This window comes from Paenibacillus sp. BR1-192, assembly GCF_029542445.1.
Lineage (GTDB): Bacteria > Bacillota > Bacilli > Paenibacillales > Paenibacillaceae > Paenibacillus_AQ > Paenibacillus_AQ lautus_A.
Genome location: NZ_CP120718.1, coordinates 1,697,505 through 1,717,202, shown reverse-complemented (window position 1 = coordinate 1,717,202; position 19,698 = coordinate 1,697,505). Strand labels below are relative to the sequence as shown.

The window sequence follows — 19,698 nt, the reverse complement described above, 5'->3', positions numbered from 1 at the left end:
TGTCTCCCTACCACTCAATGCTGTCTACGGAAACGGGATTCGGATTCACCACCGTCTTCCGAACCTTGGCATTGTTGATCTCGATGATTCGATCGGCCATCGGTGCCAGGGCAGAATTATGCGTAATGACGATAACGGTCGTTCCCGTGTGGCGGCAGGTATCCTGGAGCAGCTTGAGCACCTGCTTCCCGGTATGGTAATCAAGCGCACCCGTGGGTTCATCGCAGAGAAGCAGCTTCGGCTGCTTGGCAAGCGCCCTGGCAATCGCCACCCGCTGCTGTTCGCCGCCGGACAGCTGTGCCGGAAAATTGTTCAGGCGCTGCTCCAGGCCGACATCCCGCAGCACTTGCTCGGCATCCAGAGCTCGGGGCGAAATCTGCGAGGCTAATTCCACGTTTTCTTTTGTCGTCAGATTGGGAACCAGGTTGTAAAATTGGAACACAAATCCGACGTCATTGCGCCGATATCCCGTCAGCTCCTTGCTGTTGAACTTGGCTATGTCCGTTCCATCCACCAGCACTTGCCCCTCATCGGCGGTGTCCATGCCGCCCAATATGTTCAGCACCGTGGATTTTCCTGCCCCGCTGGGACCGACGATAATCGCGAACTCGCCCTTTTCGATCTCCAGGTTGATTCCGTCGTTGGCTACAATGGTGGTCTCGCCCATCCGATAGCGCTTATATCCATCCTTAATGCTCACAAAAGCCATGTCACTCCACTCCCAACTCATCGTTGCCTTTTCGGCCTGGAACGTTATGTAGAAAATTAGGTAACCCAAGCGGTCTATAAGCGCGTCAGCTGCAGGATGGTCAATGTCTATACGGATACGTACTGCGGCGTCTACCTAAACCTGTGCAGCGGACTATTCTATTTGCGTGTTCTTCGTTGTTAGATTCACTTGTTTGGCTTGTCCTGATCCGTGAATCCATCCTTAAAACCAGTGTAGCATAAACAAATCCGCCAATGAAAACACTGAACCGCCCCAGACGGCTAAGTCACAGAATGTTCCAAATTCGGCATGCACGAACGGCACAAAAAACGCTCCTTCACCCGGAAGAAGCGCTCATAATAAAGCCATGATAAACATCCTATGATTTCCAGAAGATCGCCCGGTCCTCCGCACGAAGCTTCGTTACGAAACCGGAAGGGTCCTGAGCCGTGTACTCGATCGAATCCACGATCCATCTGCCCCCTGCGTGCTTGTATTGAATCGTGGCCAATCCGGTATCCCGGAGACGATGTTCGCTGGTTCCCGTCTCATGGCTCGCGTCGGTCATGAGCTTAAAATAGGGATCGATCCGTTTGACTTCTTGAGCAAGGGCTTCTCCTGGAACCAAAACATCAAACTCGCTCCGCTCCGGGAGGCGGCTAAGCCGCCATTGATCCGTGAGATGTCCACCTCGGGGATAAAAGAACGAAACCAGCTTGCTGCCATCCGCCATTTCGTGAATTTCATACGTATAGTCCTGTTCTTTTCTTACGATTTCCGGTTTGCCGTATTGGCTTTCTACTGTATATGAATCCGGGGCATACGACATTAGCAATCGATATAAAAAAGGAATGTTGATCTCGTTCTGAAGCGTCATATCCTCATCGGCTTTTCCGGCACAAAGCAGCAGGAGGACTAATAATGCCGCGATTGCACCCAAGCGCAATCCTGCTGCCCGAGCTTTAAACACGCTGTCCGTCCTCATATCCATCGATATGTCCCGTCAACGCCGCTTCGGGGATATCTTGTCCCCGGATCCACTCCCTGAACGAAAAATCAAGCACGCCGCCCTGAGCAAGCGAGGTCATGACCCTTCCATCTTCGAAGGCGTACGAAAAGGTATGCAGCGTTCCGAACAAATCGTCGTAATCCGTAAAAAACAACGGGGACTTTGGATCCTTAAACAAACCGAAAGCCTCGGTTTGGGTTAACCGTTCCGCATCCAGGCTGTCGAGGTAACGTTTACGCCGCAGGGAATGCTCGATGGCAGGCCTGTTTTTGCCCGTCAACGCCTCATAATGGTTAACGCAGGCAATTGCCGCCTCCCCGCCAGCACGGGGAATCACTTGGTCCGGGCTTGCCTCGACAACGGCCATGTTGCCCCGTGCATCTCCTATTGAAAAGTTATAACAAGCCGCATGGGGAATATGGCGCAGCATATAAGACGCTTCTTCTGCCGTACTGCACGATTCCAGTATCATCCGAACGCCGACCCAAGGCGACAGTCCCGTCCGGTATCCGTCAAAGCTGACAAAATGCAGCCCGGCGGCAAGCCCTTGCTCATTCACCCCGTCATGCCTGCCTATGGCCTGCAAATTATAGCCCGCGGTTGCCAGGCCTTGATCGGCTTGAGCCACAGTAAAATAACCATCGTAAAACGCAGGCGTAAAATCGTAATTTCTTACGTAATACGAGGCCGTGATCATCGCCGAGCAGCCCATGGCCGCGATTTTCGGGACGTCGTATCCGCCCAAAAGCGCCGCGGCTTTGGGAAAGGACATTTCCAAACCTTCCGCCAGTCCTTCAAGCTCCGTTAGCAGCTGCGGGGCAAACTCGTTATAGATGCTCTTCAACTGTTCCGTGTCGATCTCCGGTTTGGTGGCCGCTTCGAAAGCTTTCAATATGGGCTGATTTCGCAGGCTGCGGCCCAGCTTAAGCCCGTTATAATAGTTATCTTCTCTAAGCTGCAAGATGTTTACCTTGTAATCCGGCATTTTGATCCCTCCACCCAGACGGTATTCCATATGGGAATATATCCCTCATCCGATTATAGATGGAATTCACCCTCCTTCCAATAAAAAAAGCTCCAACCCCGCATGTTTGCATGCTGGGAAGGAGCAAAATTTATGCTCGGGGCAATTGTTCAAATACGTGAACGTATTGCTCGTATTTTTCGGACCAGGCGTCTTTGCGCGATTCAAGCGTCCTGCCATCCAGCAGTGCCTCAATGACGTCCAGGCATACGTCCCAACCGGCAATATCCTTCGGCGTATGATCCGTGATGTTCGTTATCGTCTCGATCAACACCAGACGGCAGCCTTCGGCCTCGGGATGCAGCTCAAAACGCACCCGGTCCTCTCCCCACGTATACTCCAGTACCGATAACTCCCGATAGTCCGTAATCTCAAACTCCTCGAACGTTCCGTCCTGCATGTCAAAGGTAATTCTTCCGCCTTGGCGCAAATCCTCCACCTTCAGCTCCGAAAACCACTGCTTCAGCTTGTCATTATCCGTCAGATAGGACCACACCTTCTCAACCGAATGCTTCAGGCGGCGTTCAAATCGGACGGTCGTTCCGAACTCGTCTTGCCGTACAACAGCCAGCATCACTCATCCTCCTCATGGAATGTTTGATTCAAAAATGGATCATCCAATCCGGCGGCCTTAGGAAGATTACGGAGCTTCATCCTCATCCAGCAGCCTCTCCAGATCATCCAGCTTGTTCGTCCAGAACTGCCGATAGGGCTCCAGCCAGTCGTGGATCTCCTCCAGAGGCTTGGCATTCAGGCTGTACACATGCCTCTGTGCTTCTTTCCGCAGCGAGACAAGGCCAGCGTCCCGCAAAATGCGCAGATGTTTGGACACGCCGGGTTGGCTGAGCTGCATGAGATCTACAATCTCCCCCACCGTACACTCTTTCACGCGCAGGTAGTCCAATATCGTCCTGCGGTTCGGCTCTGCCAATACTTCAAAAAGGTTGTCGTTCAACATGTTTATTATATTACTATACAGTTATATTTCCGTAAAGTTATATAATAGGCTCACGCCGTCTTTGAACAAACATAACGCCTTCTTTATAATGTAGCTATTGATGTCCGGTTTTAACACGGTAATACGGGAATGCCACAGTCAAAAAGGAGGAGTGACGAAAATGCCCGATATTATATTTTTGCGCGACCCTGCTCTGCCGTTTTTGGAAATCAAACAATGCGATGCTTTGGATCATCTGGCCTACAAAAAGCATTTTCACGAAGAAATCTCCATTGGTCTCATTGAGCAAGGGGCTACCCGCATATGGTCTGCCGGGAAACGGTATGAGGCTGCTCAGGGACATATTGTGCATTTCCCGCCGCTGCTCCCTCATGCTTGCCATCCCGAGAATCCCGCCGACTGGAAATATACGATGGTTTTTATCCATCCCCGGTGGCTCGACCCTGCGCCTGCCCGCTATCATCCCTCCCAATCCGATATGCCCATCCTGCTGCCGAAATATCAAAACGATCGCTGCCGAAATCTGGTTCATTCCTGCAGAATTGGGCTTCAGCAAAAAGCCACTCCATTGGAGATTGAATCCATGCTGATGGCATTAATGCGGGAAACCGGCCTGCTTCAGGAGGAAAGCGCCTCGGTGCCTGGCGGCAATGTGCATGAATCCCGGGCTATGCTTCGAGCGAAGCAGTATTTGGATCATCATTACAAAGACCGCATTACACTCGATACCCTGCAGGACATATCCGGGATCAGCAAATTCCATCTCATTCGGATGTTTACGGAAGCCTATCATCTTGCTCCGCATGCCTACCAAAATTTATTGCGCATCAATTACGCGAAAGAGCAGCTGTTGCAGGGGAAAGCCATCGCCGACGTTGCTACCGAGTCCGGGTTTTACGATCAGAGCCATTTCACGAAAGCTTTTGCCGGGTGCGTGGGGACAACGCCTCTTCGGTATGCAAAAGCGGCATCATCTTAAACTAACCGCTATTTTATACAATACCGCCTCGCGCAGACGCTGATAGAATCATGAAGATCCCAATGTTGCGAGGTGTTTAACTTGAACGATTCTTTATCTGATTCTTTATCTGAACGGGCTTTTGCCGACGCTCTGAAGTCAGTTGCCCGTAACCTTCAGCTCAAACAATACGTCCGGCAATCCGCCGAATGGTATCCGATCCTGCTGCGTGCAGCGGAGCGTTTTGTCGCGGGAGACGTGCTGGAACGAGGTTTGTTCTGCCGGGATGCGCTGGATGCCCGAGGTTATCAGACTTCGCTGGAATATATCGGTGAGAATACCCTGAACGAAACCGAATGCACGCAGGCTTTCCAGGAGTTCTCCCGGTTAATCGAAGCCTGCTCGAAAGGCCGGCCGGGCACCCGTATTTCGCTCGACCTGTCCCATATCGGATTATCGGTAGACGAGGATTTGGCTTACCGGCATCTTGAAGGGCTTGCCAGCCAAGCAGAGGTGGCCGGTTTGGAGCTGGTCATCAGCATGGAGGAGTCCGCCAAAACGGATGCCATCCTTGCGCTGTATCGCAAAATATCGGCCCGGTTCACGAATGTCGGCATCACGCTGCAAGCCCAGCTACTCCGAACCCTGGAAGATCTCGAACAAGTTCTTACCTACGGTTCCGGCACGATCCGCATCGTAAAAGGCGCCTATCAGGAACAAGAGGGACACTATATTCCTCGTTCCGAGACGCTTACCTCTAGATATATTCAAATGGTGGATGTATGCGTTCAGGCAGGCAGGCCGGTATCGGTCGCCACTCATGATGAATCTATCCTGCGGCATATGACCCGCAACGAAGTGTATCGCGGCGCAGCCGTTGAAATTGAAATGCTGTATGGCATACGAACGGACCTTGCCAAGCAACTGAAGGACGACGGCTTCCCCGTCCGAATCTACCTGACATACGGCGAGGAGTGGTTCCTGTACTTGTGCCACCGAATCGCCGAGCACCCGCCGAATATCTATGATGCGGTGACCCGGTCGATTGCGGGCGGCACCGAGCCCATCACCCAATATTGATCAACAATTAACGAGGGAAGAAACGGCGAATATGCGCTGTTTCTTCCCTTATTTATAATCTGGTACTAAAAAATATTTTCGGAATGCCGATGTAATAGATGAAACTTTATTCTGGACGAATGCGTCATATTGTAGAGGAAAATAATAACAAAGCGAATTCAGGAGGTTGAGTGTGTGAAAAGAATATGGACTGCCTTGCTAGCAGCTATACTGTTAATCCCCATGACATTCCAATCGCAGGCCCAGGCGGCAGTGAACATCAGCGTCTTGATTGACGGCGTCAAGCTGTATACGCCTCAAGCGCCTGTCATGATCCAGGGGCGCGTCATGCTTCCGATGCGATCCATCTTCGAAGCCTTGGACGCATCGGTCAAGTGGAATCAAAAAACGAAAACCGTCACGGCGGTCAAGGATGGCACAACCGTCATCCTAAAAATCAACTCCAAGACGGCCACCATCAATAGCAAGACGGTAGCGCTGGATGTACCGGCGAAGAACTTAAAAGGCAACACCATGGTGCCGGTCCGCTTCGTAAGCGAAGCCCTCGGCCAAAAAATCGGCTGGAATTCCAAAACGAAAACCGTTACCGTCACCACGACGAACAATTCCGGCGGGAACAATACCGGGATCGCACCGGTGAATTACGTGACCCTTCGGGATATCGGCAATGCCGGCGACGGCCGTGATTTGCAGGTCAGCTTCTCCAAATCGTCGACCGAACCTTTAATCTCGCATTACCGCGTCATGATTGTGAAGCAGTCCAAGACGTTAAACCAAACCGAGGCACAGCGCGTGTCCTCCGCTGCTTACGCCACGGTATATCCATCCGGCTCGGATCCGACGCTGACTCTTACATCCGGCTCAAAGGATGTGGACGGTGACCTTATCCGCGATAATCAAGCTTATAAGGCTTATGTATTGGCAGTCAGCAAAACAGGCGGCACGTATGCCCTTTCCTCGGCTTCCCCGTCGTTGACGCTGACCAACACCAATTCGGTGAACGGCGCAACCAACGTAAAAGCGAGCGATGTGAGCGACTACGGCGATGGCCGTGATCTTCAGGTCAGCTTCACGCGCGCCCAAAACGAGAGCAATGTAAGCAACTACCGCGTGTTTGTCGTAAAAACGAAGGATGCAGCTAACTTCAATCTGGCCGCAGCCAAGTCTGTATCCAGCCAAAATTACTCAACGGTAAGCAAAACTAGCACGACGAACACAACGCTGTCCACGACGCTGAGCTCTTCCGCCCGCGATACCTCAGGCGAGCTCATTCGCAGCGGAGTCGCTTACACCGTATTCGTTCAGTCTGTCAGCAGCAACGAGAGCGTGCTTGCAAGCAACCTCTCGTCCGGTTCGGCTAGCATCACCCTCAGCACGGGGAATACAACGGTTCCTTTCATCACGCAGGTAACGGATATCGGCGATGCCGGTGATGGCCGCGATCTTCGCGTAAGCTTCAACAAGGTGTCCAACGAATCCAGCATTCATTCTTATCGCGTGTTTGTCGTAAAGGACAGCAATTATAGCAGCTTTAACCTAAGCAGAGCCAACACGGCTTCCAGCTACAACTACTATACCCATGTCAATAAAACCGGCAATAACATCACGAACCTGACGCTGTCATCGGGCGCCAGAGACGTGGATGGAGCAACGATTCGCAACGGCGTGTACTATCGCGTATTCGTCATGGCGGTGGACAACAATAACGCCAATAACAACGTGCTGTCCGCTCCATCAAGCTCCATCATCTTGAGTTCCAGCTACAATGTGGGCGCGGTTACCAGCCTGTCCGTCACCGACGTGAACAACTACAATGACGGTCGCGACCTGCAGGTGTCATTCTATCGCCCGTCCGATCAATCGAATATTAGCCATTATCAGGTCTTCGTTGTTAAATCATCGAATAGTTATTTTGATCTGTACAGGGCAACCAATTTAAGCAGCTATTATTATACGCAAATCAGCAAGAACAACAGCAGCAGCAACTACATGTCGCAGGTGCTGAATTCAGGCAGCCGCGATATTGACGGAGAACTGATTCGCAATGGCGTCAGCTATCGCGTTTATGTCCTGTCCGTAGGATATTCGACCAGTAACAATGCATTATCTGACTATGCTTCCATTACGCTTGGGAACGCCAATCAGAACGTTAACCCTGTTTCCACGCCGTCCCTGACGCTAAACGGCAATAACGGAAACGGAAGCGACCTGAGAGTCACCTTCAGTCCTGCTTATGGCGAAAGCTACATCGACCATTACCGGGTGATTGTCGTAAAGTCAAACCAAAGCCTGAACGTGTCGCAAGCTTACAGCAACGGGTATTACACGTTGGTTAACAAAACCGGCGGTACCATCACTCGGGATTTGGTTAACACGACCAAGGATAGCGATGGAGCCCTCATTCAAAGAGGTTCAAGCTACCGCGTGTATGTCCTGTCTGTAGGCAACAGCTATTCGAATTACAGCAACGCGCTTTCGGCGGTCTCTAATGCGGTTACGATTCAAGGCGTGACCCAGGTAGCGGCAGTAACGAACGTTACAGCAGCGGATGTGGGAGACAATAATAACGCAAGCGACTTGAAAGTATCATTCGCCAAAGCCGCACATGAAGCCAATATCAAAGAGTACCGAATCATGGTCGTAAAACAAACCAACGCCGGCAGCTTTACTGTAGCTCAAGCTAACAATGTAGGTAATGACAACTATGATAGTGTACCGGTCGGTTTCGATTTCAGTAAAGCTCTGAGAGCTGAAACAAGAGACGTCGAAGGTCAGCCGATTCGCAATTCGGTGGATTATCAAGTATTCGTACTGTCCGTAAGCAATAATGGTTCCATAAGCAATGCCCTGTCTGCACCATCGGCGCCTATCAAGCTTACGGGTACGGCCGTCACGGTTCCTTCGGATGTGTATGCCGGGATTGAAAGCACCAACGGGAATGCCAGTGATATTGTTGTTAGATTCACTCCAGCCTCCAATGCAGGCACCATCGCAGAATACAGAATTATGGTGGTACCATCTGATCAAGGATTTGGATTGGATGATGCCAATAGAATAACCAATGTGGATTGGTACACTAAAGTTGAACCAACAAACAGTAAGGTAGAGAAAACTCTGTCAAATAAAGTTAAAGATATCAACGGTGAGGACATTAAATCCGGATATAAATACAAAGTATTTATTCTTGTCGTAGCCGATGGTACAGTTTCAACCACAAATGCTATGTCTAAATCGTCCAAAGAATTCGAAATCCCGAACCCGCTCCAAACCACGGCCGTTACAGCCAAACTGGATGCAAACGGGAAGCTTCAAGTCGATTTCAAGAGGGCGATCGATGAGCGAGGCATTACGGCTTACCGCCTGTTGTTTGTAGAGGAAGACAACATCAAGACCTTCAATCTTAAAGCAGCAACGGACGCCGCTGCCAAAGAAGATAAGAATGCAACAATAAAACCGGATGGCAAAGATGTCTCGACCCTCATCGATATCCCTGCCAAGGATGCCCTGGGTAAAGACATTAAAGACAATGCGAAGTACGCCGTTTATGTCCTGTCCGTGCAATCCCAGGATAAGAAACTTGCTTCGAGCGCACAATCCGCAACGCCTTTATCCGAAGCGTCCAAAACGCTTGTTGTATTAAAGAAAACGCCTTAATCCAAGGCGCATCAAAATAAGCTTTAATATAGGGAGCCGTTCCCTCATCACTAAGACGATGAGGTACGGCTCTTTTTTATCCGCTTCTTCCATCAAGCCCCCATATCAGAACTCTTTCTTGCATCTCATAACTAATTTTCACATGATTTTAAGATGAATTATCCGGGTACTTCCCCATGGAAAAATATGATAATTTATTATTAGAAAGCGCTTTCAAAAACATCGTTTGGAGGTGAAGCCTAACCTTTATAGCCAATGTTGCAGCTAGGTCCTCAACAACGGATAACGGTTATTGAATGAATCTAGTGAAAATACCGCTTCACAACTTCATGACAAAGGAGATGCTAATGATAAACCTCAATAAGAAATCCATCTGTTCCTTGGCTCTCATCGTTTCTCTGGTCATCTCATTGTTCCCTTCATACGCATCCGCAGCGAAACACGAACATCCAAAGCATCCAAAGAAAAATCTCCAAGCCTACGTCAATGATATGCAACCCGGCTGGAACCTGGGCAATTCGCTGGATGCCGTGGGAGCTGACGAGACGGCATGGGGAAATCCGCGCATCACCAAAGCGCTGATCGACCAAATTGCGGCACAGGGATATAAGAGCATCCGCATTCCGGTAACCTGGAACCATCACATCGGCAGTGCACCGAGTTATGCCATCGACGCCTCTTACATGGACCGGGTCGAGGAGGTTGTCGATTGGGCTCTGGACGCCGATCTGTACGTCATGATCAATGTCCATCACGATTCGTGGCTGTGGATCAGCCATATGGAGAACAACCGCAACGAAGTCATTGCCAAGTACAACGCCGTATGGACTCAAGTTGCCCAGCGCTTCCGTACCCATTCGAACAAGCTGATGTTTGAAAGCGTCAATGAACCCCGCTTCTCGGATGGCGGGACCACCGACGAGTCCAAAGCCTTTCAGATGCTGGATGAGCTTCAAACGTCGTTCCATCGGATCGTCCGCGGATCTGGAGCACGCAACGCGACCCGGCCGCTTGTGCTCTCTACTCTTGAGGCATCCCCGACTCAAGCTAGAATGAACGAGCTGTACAACACCATGACCAAGCTGAATGATGCCAATCTCATCGCCACCGTCCATTATTATGGGTTTTGGCCGTTCAGCGTGAACATCGCGGGGTATACCCGTTTTGAGACGGATACCCGAAACGATATCGATCAGACGTTCAACCATGTATATGACACCTTTATCGCTAGAGGGATTCCCGTTATCCTTGGCGAATACGGGCTGCTTGGCTTCGATCAAAGCACAGGGGTCATTGAGCAGGGCGAGAAACTGAAGTTCTTCGAATATCTGACCCATTATCTCAAACAGAAGAACATTACCCATATGTTATGGGACAACGGCCAGCACTTTAAGCGAACCGCCTTCACCTGGTCCGATCCGGAGCTGTACAATATCATGAAGGCTGGTTGGAGCGGACGTTCTTCCACGGCTGATACCGATCTGATTTTTGTGAAAAAAGGAGCGGCGGTCCAGGATCAAAGCATCCCATTGAACTTGAACGGCAACGCATTGGCCGAAATCCGCTCAAACGGACAGTGGTTAGTCGCCGGGCAGGATTACACGCTGAACGGAAATACGATTACGTTTACATCCAGCCTGCTGTCCAGGCTGACTTCATCCGGACAATTCGGAGTGAATGCCGTACTGACGGCCAAGTTCAACCGAGGCGCGGACTGGAACTTCAGGGTTGTTTATCATGATACGCCTGTTCTGCGCAGCACGCAGGGAACCACTGATTCGTTCAGCATTCCCGCGACGTTCAATGGGGATCAGCTGGCCACGATGGAGGCTGTTTACGCATCGGGAGGCAATGCAGGGCCGCAGGACTGGACCTCCTTCAAGGAATTTGAATACACGTTTTCCCCATCCTACGCAAGCCATGAAATCAAGCTTAAACCTGTCTTTTTTAACGAGGTCAGAGACGGAGAAGTCATCCTCAAGTTTCATTTCTGGAGCGGCGAGGTCATTACCTACAACCTAACGAAGAACGGCAGCAGCGTGACCGGCAGCACCTCATAGGTTATGCTGCATGGGAATAACAAAAGCTCAAGTGAAATCACTTGAGCTTTTGTCTATTTAGGCTTGCGCAATATTTCGTTCAGCCAGAAACCTATCGATAATGGCCGAGATGACATTCAAGCTGACAGGCTTGCTGACATACTCATCCATGCCCATTCCTAAATATTTCTCGCGATCCCCCTTGATCGCATGGGCCGTCACGGCCACGATATAAGGCTGATGATCGGGCGGGGCCGATTCCTTAATGAGCTGGACCGCTTCCATGCCATCCATGAAGGGCATCTGTATATCCATGAACACCATGTCATACGGATATCGCTTAAAGGCCTCTACCGCCTCAAGCCCATTGAGAACGGTAGTCGAATTGTACCCCAGCTTCTCAATCATCTTCTTGAGGACTAATTGGTTCACCTCATTATCCTCAGCAATCAAAATTTTCAGATCGCTGCCGTCGGAGTGATTCTCGTGAACCGTCCCGGCCTCCGGCATGTTGCCCGCGTTTGCATTAAACGAAAAATCGACCGTAAACGTAAAGACGGACCCCTGCTGATTCGGATTTCGCTCATACCAGATATCCCCGCCCATCAACTGAACGAGTTTTTTGCATATGGCCAGCCCGAGTCCCGTTCCTTCCACCTGCCGCGTCATATAATGATCCACCTGATAGAAGGGTTCGAACAGCTGCGCAATCTTCTCGCTTGGCACCCCTATGCCCGTATCCGTAACGGAGAATTGTATGAGCTTCGAGTTAACTTGGTTCCTGACACACTGAACCGAGATCGAAACGGCACCGTTCGGCGTAAATTTAATGGCATTGCTGAGCAGGTTCATTAATACCTGCCGCAGCTTCGTCACGTCCCCATAAACTTGATTCGGCACGTCGGACGCTACAGAGGTGGTCACCTCAATATTTTTGTCCAGCGCCTTCGGAAGAATCATATTCAATGTCTCGGACAGGGCCGTTCTTAGGCTGAATGTTTCCTCCACCAGCTCCGTTCTGCCCGATTCGATCTTCGAGAAATCCAAAATATCATTTATGATGTTCAGCAGGGTTGTCCCGCTCTTCTTGATGATCTGCACGTACTCCCGCTGCTCCTCATCAAGCTCGGTTTCCAGTATCAAATCCGTCATCCCGATTACGCCGTTCATCGGCGTACGGATCTCATGGCTCATCATCGCCAGAAACTCGCTTTTGGCTTTATTCGTCTTCTCGGCTGCTTCCTTCTCGATGATAAGCCTTTTTCTGCTCCGTCATATCCTTGGCTATAATGTAGAACCCCACATTCTTGCCATGAATGACAATGGGAGCAAGCGTCGCGAGCACTTCAACCTGATGCCCGTCCTTGTGATGGATACAGTTGATCCCCTTCTCGGCGGCAACATAATCGGCCGCAGAAGAGAGCACTCGGGCGAGATTGCGTTCGCCGATCAAATTCGAGATTTTAGTTCCAATTAACTCCGGAATCTTAAAACCCGTCAGCTGCTCCGCCATCTGGTTCCCGTTAATAATCCTGCCTTCCAGATTGAAAGAAATAATCGCATCATGGTTATACTTCTTCAGCGAGGTGTATCGCTCAATGCTCTCCTGGAGCTTCTGCTCGGCTACCTTGCTGTCGGTAATATCAACAATTTGCGAAATGAAGAACAAGGGAGTTTGATCCTGATCGTCGCGAACCAGAGAAACATGTATCGACGCCCAGATGACATTGCCGTCCTTATGTACGAGTTGTTTCTCCACCGCAATGGTTGAGGACGCCTCATCTAGGGACCGTAAAAGCTTGTCTTTATTGTTAATGCATTCAGAATAAATATAATCGGTTGCCGGCTGTGCCATCAATTCTTCGTCCGTGTAGCCAAACATTTTGCACGCCGCAGGATTTACGCTGATCCAGCTTCCTTCTATCGTAACCAGGGCAATGCCAATTGGAGCACTTTTGTAGACATGTTCAAACAGAGCCTGATGGCCGAAAATGTTGATATCACTCATACTCTGCACCTCCTGATACCGCTTATTATACATCAGCGTCTTCAAAATAGGAGTTTTTTCAGAGTAATTTTATATTGCTAATCATTAGTAGAGTCATCGGTATACCATAAGATAGATTTAATCCATTGTTAGCTGAACTATGTTCCGCATTACCAAGCGATCCGTTGCCGTTCACGAAAAAAACTCCCGCTGGGTCCATCATCCTCCATCGTCGCCAGCCATACCGCCGTATCGGCCCCTTCGGCAACGGTTAACGGAGCGTCTGTTCCTCCCATATCGGTCTGAACCCGGCCCGGGCACACCGCATTCACCTTTATTCCGGTATTGGCTACATCCTGCGAGACGAGACAGGTTAACGCGTTCAGCATCGTTTTGGAGATGCGGTATGCCGCGGATGCCCCTTGTAAACCGTAACCGCCCTGCATGATTTCGAAGGCTCCGAGACCCGACGAGATGTTTACGATACGCCCGTATTGATGCTGCTTCATCAAGGGTATTGCAGCCTGCGTCATTCGGAGAGCCCCGAAAAAATTCGTCTCCAGCGTGGCGCGCACGACCCACTCCTCTACATCGAGCACAGAAACCCCTCGATCCAAAATCACCCCCGCATTGTTCACCAGCACGTCAAGGCGCCCATAGTCAGACTGTATTCGATTCATCATTCCTGCCACATCGCGGACCTCATGGACATCCGCTACATGCAGTATCACACGGAGCCCCTCGTTAAGCAGTTCTTGGACTGCCAGCCTCCCCTTCTCTTCGTCACGGGATGTAATCAGCACCTGAAGCCCTTTGGCAGCGAGCTGTCTTGCTATCTCTTTTCCAATCCCGCGGTTGCCTCCCGTCACAACGGCCACTCGCTGTACCTCTTCCCCGCTAGCCTTGTTCACGACGCCCGTCCCCCTTATGCAAAATAGCCTCCCATGCCGCAATGCTCTTCTCCAAATGGAGTTCCGCCTGTTTCAGCATCTCCATCTGCAGCTGGATGTCATCCAGCTTCCGCCTTCCCACCTCAATGGCGTTAGGAAGACATTCGATTTTGATATGCTCATCGAACGCGCATTGAAAAAAACTCATAATTTCCTTCACCGTCAATCCCAGGCTAAAATACATCTGGATCAAGCGGACCCGCTCGATATCCGTTTCCCTGTATTCGCGATAGCCATTATTCAGACGCTCCGGGCACAGCAGCTCCTTCTCCTCGTAATAACGCAAGGAACGCAGACTTACGCCCGTTTTTCGTGACAATTCACTAATATGCACGCCAAGCAGCTCCTTTTTCATCGGTTATCCGCATTTTAAAGCATCACATCATGTGAGGGTCAATCCGTCATTTTACAAGGCTATCCAGGGAGCCCGAAACCCTACACTCAAATCATCCCGAACAGCATCAAACCGATCGCATTGATCGCAAAATTGGCAAACATATGCACCATCCAGGACGCGTAAATATTGCCGTTTCGCTCATTCAGCCAGTTAAACAGCAGTCCCGCCACAACCAGCCCCGCGATTAACAAGAGGAACAGTCCTGCCGAGAACCAGCTGGACATCATCGCAACATGATACACGGCAAAAGCCCCGGCACTGAATACATATGCAAACCTCCGCCCGACCTGCTCCTTCAGCGTAAAAAAGGCGAATCCGCGGAAAAAGAACTCTTCCAGCAATGAATTCACGATGGATATGTAAAGGGCGACCAATACGAAATTGCCTGCATTGACACCCATATTATCCTCCAGTGCCCCTGTCACCTGAGTAAAGTCGAATAAAGGCCCCAGCCCAAAATAGGCGCCGAGTATGAAGGCGAATACGCCGAGTCCCAGCAGCAGGGAGGTTAGGAGCCCCCTTCTCTCGAACGCGAACAGCCTGCGAAACGGAACCCCGCCCGCGAAGATGGCGTAGCCAATCGGCAATGTCAGAAAGAGGATGATTTTGATGGCGGATTTGACGGCGTAATCCGGACGGATCACCGCGTCGACCAAGCTCATGGCTAGACAGCTAAATACGATGATGGCCATAAGAGAAACGATTTTCCTTCTTGATCTCATTTAAAGTATCTCCTTTAAACAGGTTACATCCCTTCATCTTCCATATATTAGAGTTCGATACGCCGGGCGTAATGCCCTCTACTCCAAAAGAAAACGCCCCTGACATCATGACATCAGAGGCGTTTTCGCTATTCATTCATTTTATGATACATAACGGCCCAGCGCCGCTTGGTATACACTCTTCGGCCGGAGCCCTATCAGTTTATCTGCCGGTTCTCCGTTATGAAACACAATCACCGTCGGCATGGACATGATGCCGAATTGGGCGGCAAGCTCGGGGGATTCGTCACAATCCACCTGATAGATGTCCAGGCGACCCGCCTCCTCCCGGCTCAGCTCTTCCAGAATGGGAAGCAGCACTTTGCAGGGCGGACACCATGCCGCTCCGAATTCAACAAGCGTGACCCCGTTCTGGTTGATCGAGCTTTGAAAGCTCCCTGCGTCTAATCGTGGTAAACTCATTTGCATTCCTCCGCTTCCTCCGATTCCCGTTCATCCAGAATCGATTGCATGCGTTCCTCCAGATTCATCTTGATATGATTCAGCTGGTGAATCTGCGCTTCGATCTCTGCGATTTTTTGACGAAAAATCGGGAACACCTCCGCACAAAACGCCTCTTTGTTTTTCAGGACGCAATGCAGGAAACCGGCGATCTGCTCGGTGGTCAATCCAAGGTTTAGATATAACTGGATGGTACGCACCTGCTCTTCCGCAAGCATCGAATATTCCCGATAACCGTTCTCGTTTCGGACCGGCGTCAGCAATCCTTGCTGCTCGTAGTACCGTAGCGAACGAATGCTGACGCCGGTACGGGCCGCGAGTTCTCCGATTTTCATGCTTTCACACCTCCTGGACGAACGATTCGATTTCATTGTAAACCCTGACACTAGTGTCAGGGTCAAGAGGATTTCGCGATTTTTTTCAAAAAGCGAGAATTCGAAGTGTTGGCTAACGCTTCAAAGTCGCTTTCTTTTCTTGGACTTGTTACCGGCGCCCTTGCGAAGCTTCGGCCAGCAATTCGCCGGCACATGCTGGAGCATCGTATGAAAAACGGTCCCCCACTGCTCTTCGTTCAGCCGACCGACGGGGAGCTCTCGGTCCACTCTAAGCACTTTAACGAGCTTCGCCATCTGGGGAGGTGTAAACACGCCCGATAGAGCCGCAAATAACGGCAGCCGGGCATCCCGCATCCCATAGGCGGCCAGCGCCGTAAGCTTGGGCTGATGCGATGCGGCAATGAGCGGCTTCTTCCTCCGATGAATGGTCAGAATGGCTGAATCCACTTGAGGAGGCGGCGCAAAATGACGGGGCGAAACGGTCCGCACGAGCCGAATGTCGTACTGCATCCTCCAGCTGAGAATTCGCGGATCTTGAATGGGAACGGCCGTAAAACGTTTGGCTGCCCCCATCTCCACAAGCAGTACGGCCCGCTGCAGAGGGAGCCCGGGGCACTCCAAAAGCTTCCCCATGATCGGCGTGGTGATCGAATACGGAATATTGGCCACGACGGCAAATGGATTTCTCGGCAGCGGAATTTCCAGAAAATCCGACTGCTTGACGAGAATGTTGCTGCTATCCTTCATCTTACCCAGCAGTTTAGCCACAAATGCCGGATCCGTCTCGATTGCGAGCACGCGTGCCGCTTTCTCTGCAAGCGGAAAGGTTAACGCCCCTGTACCCGCGCCGATATCAAGAACGGTATCGGTGGAGCGAATCCGGGCCAAGTCGATCATATCATGAATCAGCCTTTTGCTGATTAATAGATGCTGCGCGGAAAAGTTGGACGGTTTCTTCAGCTTTTCACGATGGGTTTTATGATATTTGGACACAAAAAAGCACCTCATTCATTCGTATAGTAATGAAAAAGGCACAGCACAAATAATCCTTCGCATTTTTACATGAAAATGGATGGATGTAGATGTTCTGTACCCTCATTAACGAATACGTATGAATGCGATGCAGCACATGTCAGGACAATCCTCCCTTAGATGAAACGGATAAAATAACAATGACAGTATAACATAGCCCCCCCGCGGGCTCACGGGTACATTCTGTTAAAAGGATTTTTTACCGCCGGTACATGCAATACATATGGTATGTTGAGGAGGAGAGCTAGCATAACCCGTATTCGAATCCGGCAAACACCTCGCATCCGGCATACCAGAAGGAGTAAAACGATATGAATATCTATTTCACGAATGAATCAAACGAAACCGATAGCGTGGACAAACATTACGTAAGAAACCAAATGATTGCGTATAATCTGAAGCATTTCCCTGACGATTTAAAAGGCCGTTACCAGGAAATCAACTTGTTGCTAAGGAAGGAGGACGGTCAGATTTTGGGCGGAGTCGTTGGGGAAATATGCTGGAACTGGCTGGAGATCCACTATTTGTTCGTGGATGAACCCTTCCGTCAATCGGGGTACGGCGCCAAACTGTTAAACAAGGCCGAAGACATCGCGAAGGAGAAGCAATGCGAGTTCGTTAAATTGGATACGCTGAGCTTTCAAGCCTTGGATTTTTACCTTAAGCAGGGTTACGAAGTGTATGGCAAAATCGAGAACGCCGGGCGGCATACCCACTACTATATGAAGAAAACTCTATAAGATAAAAGAAGGCAGCAAGGCTGCCTTCCCCTCCCGAGCACTTCGCCTACCTCTTCTTTTTCGCTTTGCTTTCTGCCTTCTCCAGGTTTTGCTGAACCCGATATTGGACGATTCGGCGTATCAGGTCATAAGGCAGCGGCTGATCGATCGGAAATTTCAAGGTTCCCTTGGACGCATGATATACCTTCAGCTCATCTTGGAACGCCTCGATCCCGCTGGGCGCGGGGTAAAAGCCGATATGTTTCTTGAATGCCGCAAAATGCACGAGGTTCCCGTGGAGGTCGAAGGTTGGCATCTGGTAGCTGATTTTTTCCTTGGCTTCCGGGGCTGTTTCCTGAATCACATGCCTTAATGTCTGCAGGATATCCTGGACCTCCGGAGCAAAGCCGGAAATGTAATCGTCGATCGACCCGTATACGATTTTATCGTCTTTCATCAGATATAACAGCCCTTTCGCAGGTTAATACGTTTCATAAACGAGATCCCCGTTCATTTCAAGCTTGTCGTTAAACAGGACGTATATGTATAGTTGTCCGGCCGGCGTATCGCCTGCATCATACCCTAGCCGAAACGTGCCGTCCTTGTCGAAGGCAAGCTCGGATAGAACCAACTCGTTCACGTCTTCGCCGGGGTGCATCCCGGCAATCAGATCCAGCGCCCGATCGTTCAGCTCCCCAAAATTCGCCCAGGCATTCCGGATGACCGGGGACAGCCGGTTCATATCCGCTTCGGCAGAGGCCTCCGTGCTGACGGAGAGCTCCGTCTCCTTCCATTGAAGCCTGGCCCCGTAGAAAGACAGCGAGACATCGTATTCGAAGGTCCCAACGTCCTTAACGGTATGGTCCGGCTCCATGATGAGATTGTTGGAATGGTTCAGCCGCTCCAGCTTGGGATTACGATGCGTATCCAGTTTGGAGATTTTGTTCTCCGAGCAATAGAGCTCCGTTAATAGCACATTGCGATTGAGATCCAATTCGGTGATGTGATTATTGAAGCATCTCAAGCTTTGCAGCGAAGGATTTCCGGTTACGTCCAGCTTCGTCAGATGATTGTGGTTGCAGCGGATTTCGATCAAGTCCGGACAGTCCTCCAGGTGTAAGCTCATTAAATAATTGTTTGCGCAATGGAGATAGGTTATCCGGGGGTTCTGATGCAGCTCCAAAGCAAACAGGGAGTTGTAGCTGCAATCCAGCTCCGTTAAATCCACGTTCTGCTCGAGCCGCAGCTCCGATAGAATATTCCAGTAACAGACCAGCTTCGTCAGCTTGGCGTTGTGACTGACATCCAAATTTCGAATTCGGTTAAATCCGCAATTTAGCGTTTTCAAGTTGCTATTCTTGCTGAGATCAAGCTCCGTCAAGCTATTGGACGAGCAATCCAGCTCTTCCAGCGACGCGAAATGCTCGATCCCATTCAGGCTTGAGTATCCATGATTTGAAAGCTGCAGCGATATAATATGTTCTACATCGCCCGCCTGAATCCGTTCACGGTTCCCGCAATAGGTTTCGAGCACATAAGCTTTGAATCGTTCATCTATGAAATCCTGGGTTATATCCATCGCGTCCTCCTTAGGGCAAGCTCCTGATCGATTCATGCTTAACCG

The 19,698-nt window shown here is 50.4% G+C and carries 18 protein-coding genes and 1 pseudogene; 5 read left to right on the top strand and 14 right to left on the bottom strand.

Features of this window, described 5'->3' with window-relative positions; genetic code table 11:
- Nucleotides 1-7: 7 nt before the first annotated feature.
- The 5 genes from P0X86_RS07280 to P0X86_RS07260 form a co-directional block, all read right to left on the bottom strand.
- Nucleotides 8-709 (bottom strand): ABC transporter ATP-binding protein, encoded by a 702-nt coding sequence (locus P0X86_RS07280; RefSeq protein ID WP_009591627.1) that lies wholly within the window; start codon nucleotides 707-709, stop codon nucleotides 8-10.
- Nucleotides 710-1,088: 379 nt separating this feature from the next.
- Nucleotides 1,089-1,679: a hypothetical protein gene (locus tag P0X86_RS07275; RefSeq protein WP_277748226.1), complete on the bottom strand. Its 591-nt coding sequence runs from the start codon at nucleotides 1,677-1,679 to the stop codon at nucleotides 1,089-1,091.
- Nucleotides 1,672-2,703 carry a C45 family autoproteolytic acyltransferase/hydrolase gene (locus P0X86_RS07270; RefSeq protein WP_277749012.1) on the bottom strand — a complete coding sequence of 344 codons (1,032 nt, stop codon included), beginning with the start codon at nucleotides 2,701-2,703 and terminating at the stop codon, nucleotides 1,672-1,674. The genes P0X86_RS07275 and P0X86_RS07270 overlap by 8 nt, the downstream gene beginning before the upstream one ends.
- 130 nt (nucleotides 2,704-2,833) lie before the next feature.
- The gene (locus tag P0X86_RS07265; protein WP_015733845.1) at nucleotides 2,834-3,316 is read right to left on the bottom strand and encodes an SRPBCC family protein; all 483 of its coding nucleotides are present in this window, start codon (nucleotides 3,314-3,316) and stop codon (nucleotides 2,834-2,836) included.
- Nucleotides 3,317-3,382: 66 nt separating this feature from the next.
- Nucleotides 3,383-3,700: an ArsR/SmtB family transcription factor gene (locus P0X86_RS07260; protein ID WP_015733844.1), complete on the bottom strand. Its 318-nt coding sequence runs from the start codon at nucleotides 3,698-3,700 to the stop codon at nucleotides 3,383-3,385.
- Between the two features lie 160 nt (nucleotides 3,701-3,860).
- Between P0X86_RS07260 and P0X86_RS07255 the strand changes: the two genes are divergently transcribed.
- The 4 genes from P0X86_RS07255 to P0X86_RS07240 all read left to right on the top strand — a co-directional run bounded on the left by P0X86_RS07255 (nucleotide 3,861) and on the right by P0X86_RS07240 (nucleotide 11,452).
- Nucleotides 3,861-4,679: an AraC family transcriptional regulator gene (locus P0X86_RS07255; protein WP_277748225.1), complete on the top strand. Its 819-nt coding sequence runs from the start codon at nucleotides 3,861-3,863 to the stop codon at nucleotides 4,677-4,679.
- Between the two features lie 81 nt (nucleotides 4,680-4,760).
- The gene (locus P0X86_RS07250) at nucleotides 4,761-5,738 is read left to right on the top strand and encodes a proline dehydrogenase family protein (RefSeq protein WP_277748224.1); all 978 of its coding nucleotides are present in this window, start codon (nucleotides 4,761-4,763) and stop codon (nucleotides 5,736-5,738) included.
- Nucleotides 5,739-5,912: 174 nt separating this feature from the next.
- Nucleotides 5,913-9,392 (top strand): copper amine oxidase N-terminal domain-containing protein, encoded by a 3,480-nt coding sequence (locus tag P0X86_RS07245; protein WP_277748223.1) that lies wholly within the window; start codon nucleotides 5,913-5,915, stop codon nucleotides 9,390-9,392.
- Nucleotides 9,393-9,739: 347 nt separating this feature from the next.
- Nucleotides 9,740-11,452, top strand: coding sequence for a cellulase family glycosylhydrolase (locus P0X86_RS07240; protein ID WP_277748222.1), 1,713 nt, complete (start codon nucleotides 9,740-9,742; stop codon nucleotides 11,450-11,452).
- Between the two features lie 57 nt (nucleotides 11,453-11,509).
- On the opposite strand, the pseudogene P0X86_RS33275 reads toward P0X86_RS07240, so the two are convergent.
- The 7 genes and pseudogenes from P0X86_RS33275 to erm form a co-directional block, all read right to left on the bottom strand.
- Nucleotides 11,510-13,439: pseudogene (locus P0X86_RS33275) on the bottom strand (PAS domain S-box protein).
- A gap of 149 nt (nucleotides 13,440-13,588) precedes the next feature.
- A complete protein-coding gene (locus P0X86_RS07225; RefSeq protein ID WP_277748219.1) occupies nucleotides 13,589-14,329 on the bottom strand; it encodes an SDR family oxidoreductase in 741 nt (246 codons plus the stop codon).
- Nucleotides 14,316-14,723 carry a MerR family transcriptional regulator gene (locus P0X86_RS07220; RefSeq protein ID WP_096775246.1) on the bottom strand — a complete coding sequence of 136 codons (408 nt, stop codon included), beginning with the start codon at nucleotides 14,721-14,723 and terminating at the stop codon, nucleotides 14,316-14,318. The genes P0X86_RS07225 and P0X86_RS07220 overlap by 14 nt, the downstream gene beginning before the upstream one ends.
- A gap of 86 nt (nucleotides 14,724-14,809) precedes the next feature.
- Nucleotides 14,810-15,487, bottom strand: coding sequence for a CPBP family intramembrane glutamic endopeptidase (locus tag P0X86_RS07215; RefSeq protein WP_277748218.1), 678 nt, complete (start codon nucleotides 15,485-15,487; stop codon nucleotides 14,810-14,812).
- 141 nt (nucleotides 15,488-15,628) lie between these two features.
- Nucleotides 15,629-15,949 (bottom strand): thioredoxin family protein, encoded by a 321-nt coding sequence (locus tag P0X86_RS07210; protein ID WP_009595391.1) that lies wholly within the window; start codon nucleotides 15,947-15,949, stop codon nucleotides 15,629-15,631.
- The gene (locus tag P0X86_RS07205) at nucleotides 15,946-16,323 is read right to left on the bottom strand and encodes a MerR family transcriptional regulator (RefSeq protein ID WP_015733837.1); all 378 of its coding nucleotides are present in this window, start codon (nucleotides 16,321-16,323) and stop codon (nucleotides 15,946-15,948) included. Before P0X86_RS07205 ends, P0X86_RS07210 begins: the two co-directional genes overlap by 4 nt.
- Before the next feature lie 120 nt (nucleotides 16,324-16,443).
- Nucleotides 16,444-17,316, bottom strand: a complete 873-nt coding sequence (erm, locus tag P0X86_RS07200; RefSeq protein WP_277748217.1) for a 23S ribosomal RNA methyltransferase Erm — start codon at nucleotides 17,314-17,316, stop codon at nucleotides 16,444-16,446.
- Between the two features lie 350 nt (nucleotides 17,317-17,666).
- On the opposite strand from erm, the gene P0X86_RS07195 reads away from it, so the two are divergent.
- Nucleotides 17,667-18,095: a GNAT family N-acetyltransferase gene (locus tag P0X86_RS07195; RefSeq protein WP_096775243.1), complete on the top strand. Its 429-nt coding sequence runs from the start codon at nucleotides 17,667-17,669 to the stop codon at nucleotides 18,093-18,095.
- A 46-nt stretch (nucleotides 18,096-18,141) separates the two neighbouring features.
- On the opposite strand, the gene P0X86_RS07190 is transcribed toward P0X86_RS07195, so the two are convergent.
- Both P0X86_RS07190 and P0X86_RS07185 read right to left on the bottom strand, forming a co-directional pair.
- Nucleotides 18,142-18,531 carry an iron chaperone gene (locus tag P0X86_RS07190; protein ID WP_192569450.1) on the bottom strand — a complete coding sequence of 130 codons (390 nt, stop codon included), beginning with the start codon at nucleotides 18,529-18,531 and terminating at the stop codon, nucleotides 18,142-18,144.
- A 24-nt stretch (nucleotides 18,532-18,555) separates the two neighbouring features.
- Nucleotides 18,556-19,653 (bottom strand): leucine-rich repeat domain-containing protein, encoded by a 1,098-nt coding sequence (locus P0X86_RS07185; protein WP_277748216.1) that lies wholly within the window; start codon nucleotides 19,651-19,653, stop codon nucleotides 18,556-18,558.
- Nucleotides 19,654-19,698 lie beyond the last annotated feature (45 nt).

Excerpts from the sequence above, each read along its gene's own strand:
- P0X86_RS07280 (WP_009591627.1), bottom strand. The coding sequence starts at position 709 with ATGGCTTTTGTGAGCATTAAGGATGGATATAAGCGCTATCGGATGGGC.
- P0X86_RS07270 (WP_277749012.1), bottom strand. The coding sequence starts at position 2,703 with ATGCCGGATTACAAGGTAAACATCTTGCAGCTTAGAGAAGATAACTAT.
- P0X86_RS07265 (WP_015733845.1), bottom strand. The coding sequence starts at position 3,316 with ATGCTGGCTGTTGTACGGCAAGACGAGTTCGGAACGACCGTCCGATTT.
- P0X86_RS07260 (WP_015733844.1), bottom strand. The coding sequence starts at position 3,700 with ATGTTGAACGACAACCTTTTTGAAGTATTGGCAGAGCCGAACCGCAGG.
- P0X86_RS07255 (WP_277748225.1), top strand. The coding sequence starts at position 3,861 with ATGCCCGATATTATATTTTTGCGCGACCCTGCTCTGCCGTTTTTGGAA.
- P0X86_RS07240 (WP_277748222.1), top strand. The coding sequence starts at position 9,740 with ATGATAAACCTCAATAAGAAATCCATCTGTTCCTTGGCTCTCATCGTT.
- P0X86_RS07220 (WP_096775246.1), bottom strand. The coding sequence starts at position 14,723 with ATGAAAAAGGAGCTGCTTGGCGTGCATATTAGTGAATTGTCACGAAAA.
- P0X86_RS07215 (WP_277748218.1), bottom strand. The coding sequence starts at position 15,487 with ATGAGATCAAGAAGGAAAATCGTTTCTCTTATGGCCATCATCGTATTT.
- P0X86_RS07210 (WP_009595391.1), bottom strand. The coding sequence starts at position 15,949 with ATGAGTTTACCACGATTAGACGCAGGGAGCTTTCAAAGCTCGATCAAC.
- P0X86_RS07205 (WP_015733837.1), bottom strand. The coding sequence starts at position 16,323 with ATGAAAATCGGAGAACTCGCGGCCCGTACCGGCGTCAGCATTCGTTCG.
- P0X86_RS07195 (WP_096775243.1), top strand. The coding sequence starts at position 17,667 with ATGAATATCTATTTCACGAATGAATCAAACGAAACCGATAGCGTGGAC.
- P0X86_RS07190 (WP_192569450.1), bottom strand. The coding sequence starts at position 18,531 with ATGAAAGACGATAAAATCGTATACGGGTCGATCGACGATTACATTTCC.
- P0X86_RS07185 (WP_277748216.1), bottom strand. The coding sequence starts at position 19,653 with ATGGATATAACCCAGGATTTCATAGATGAACGATTCAAAGCTTATGTG.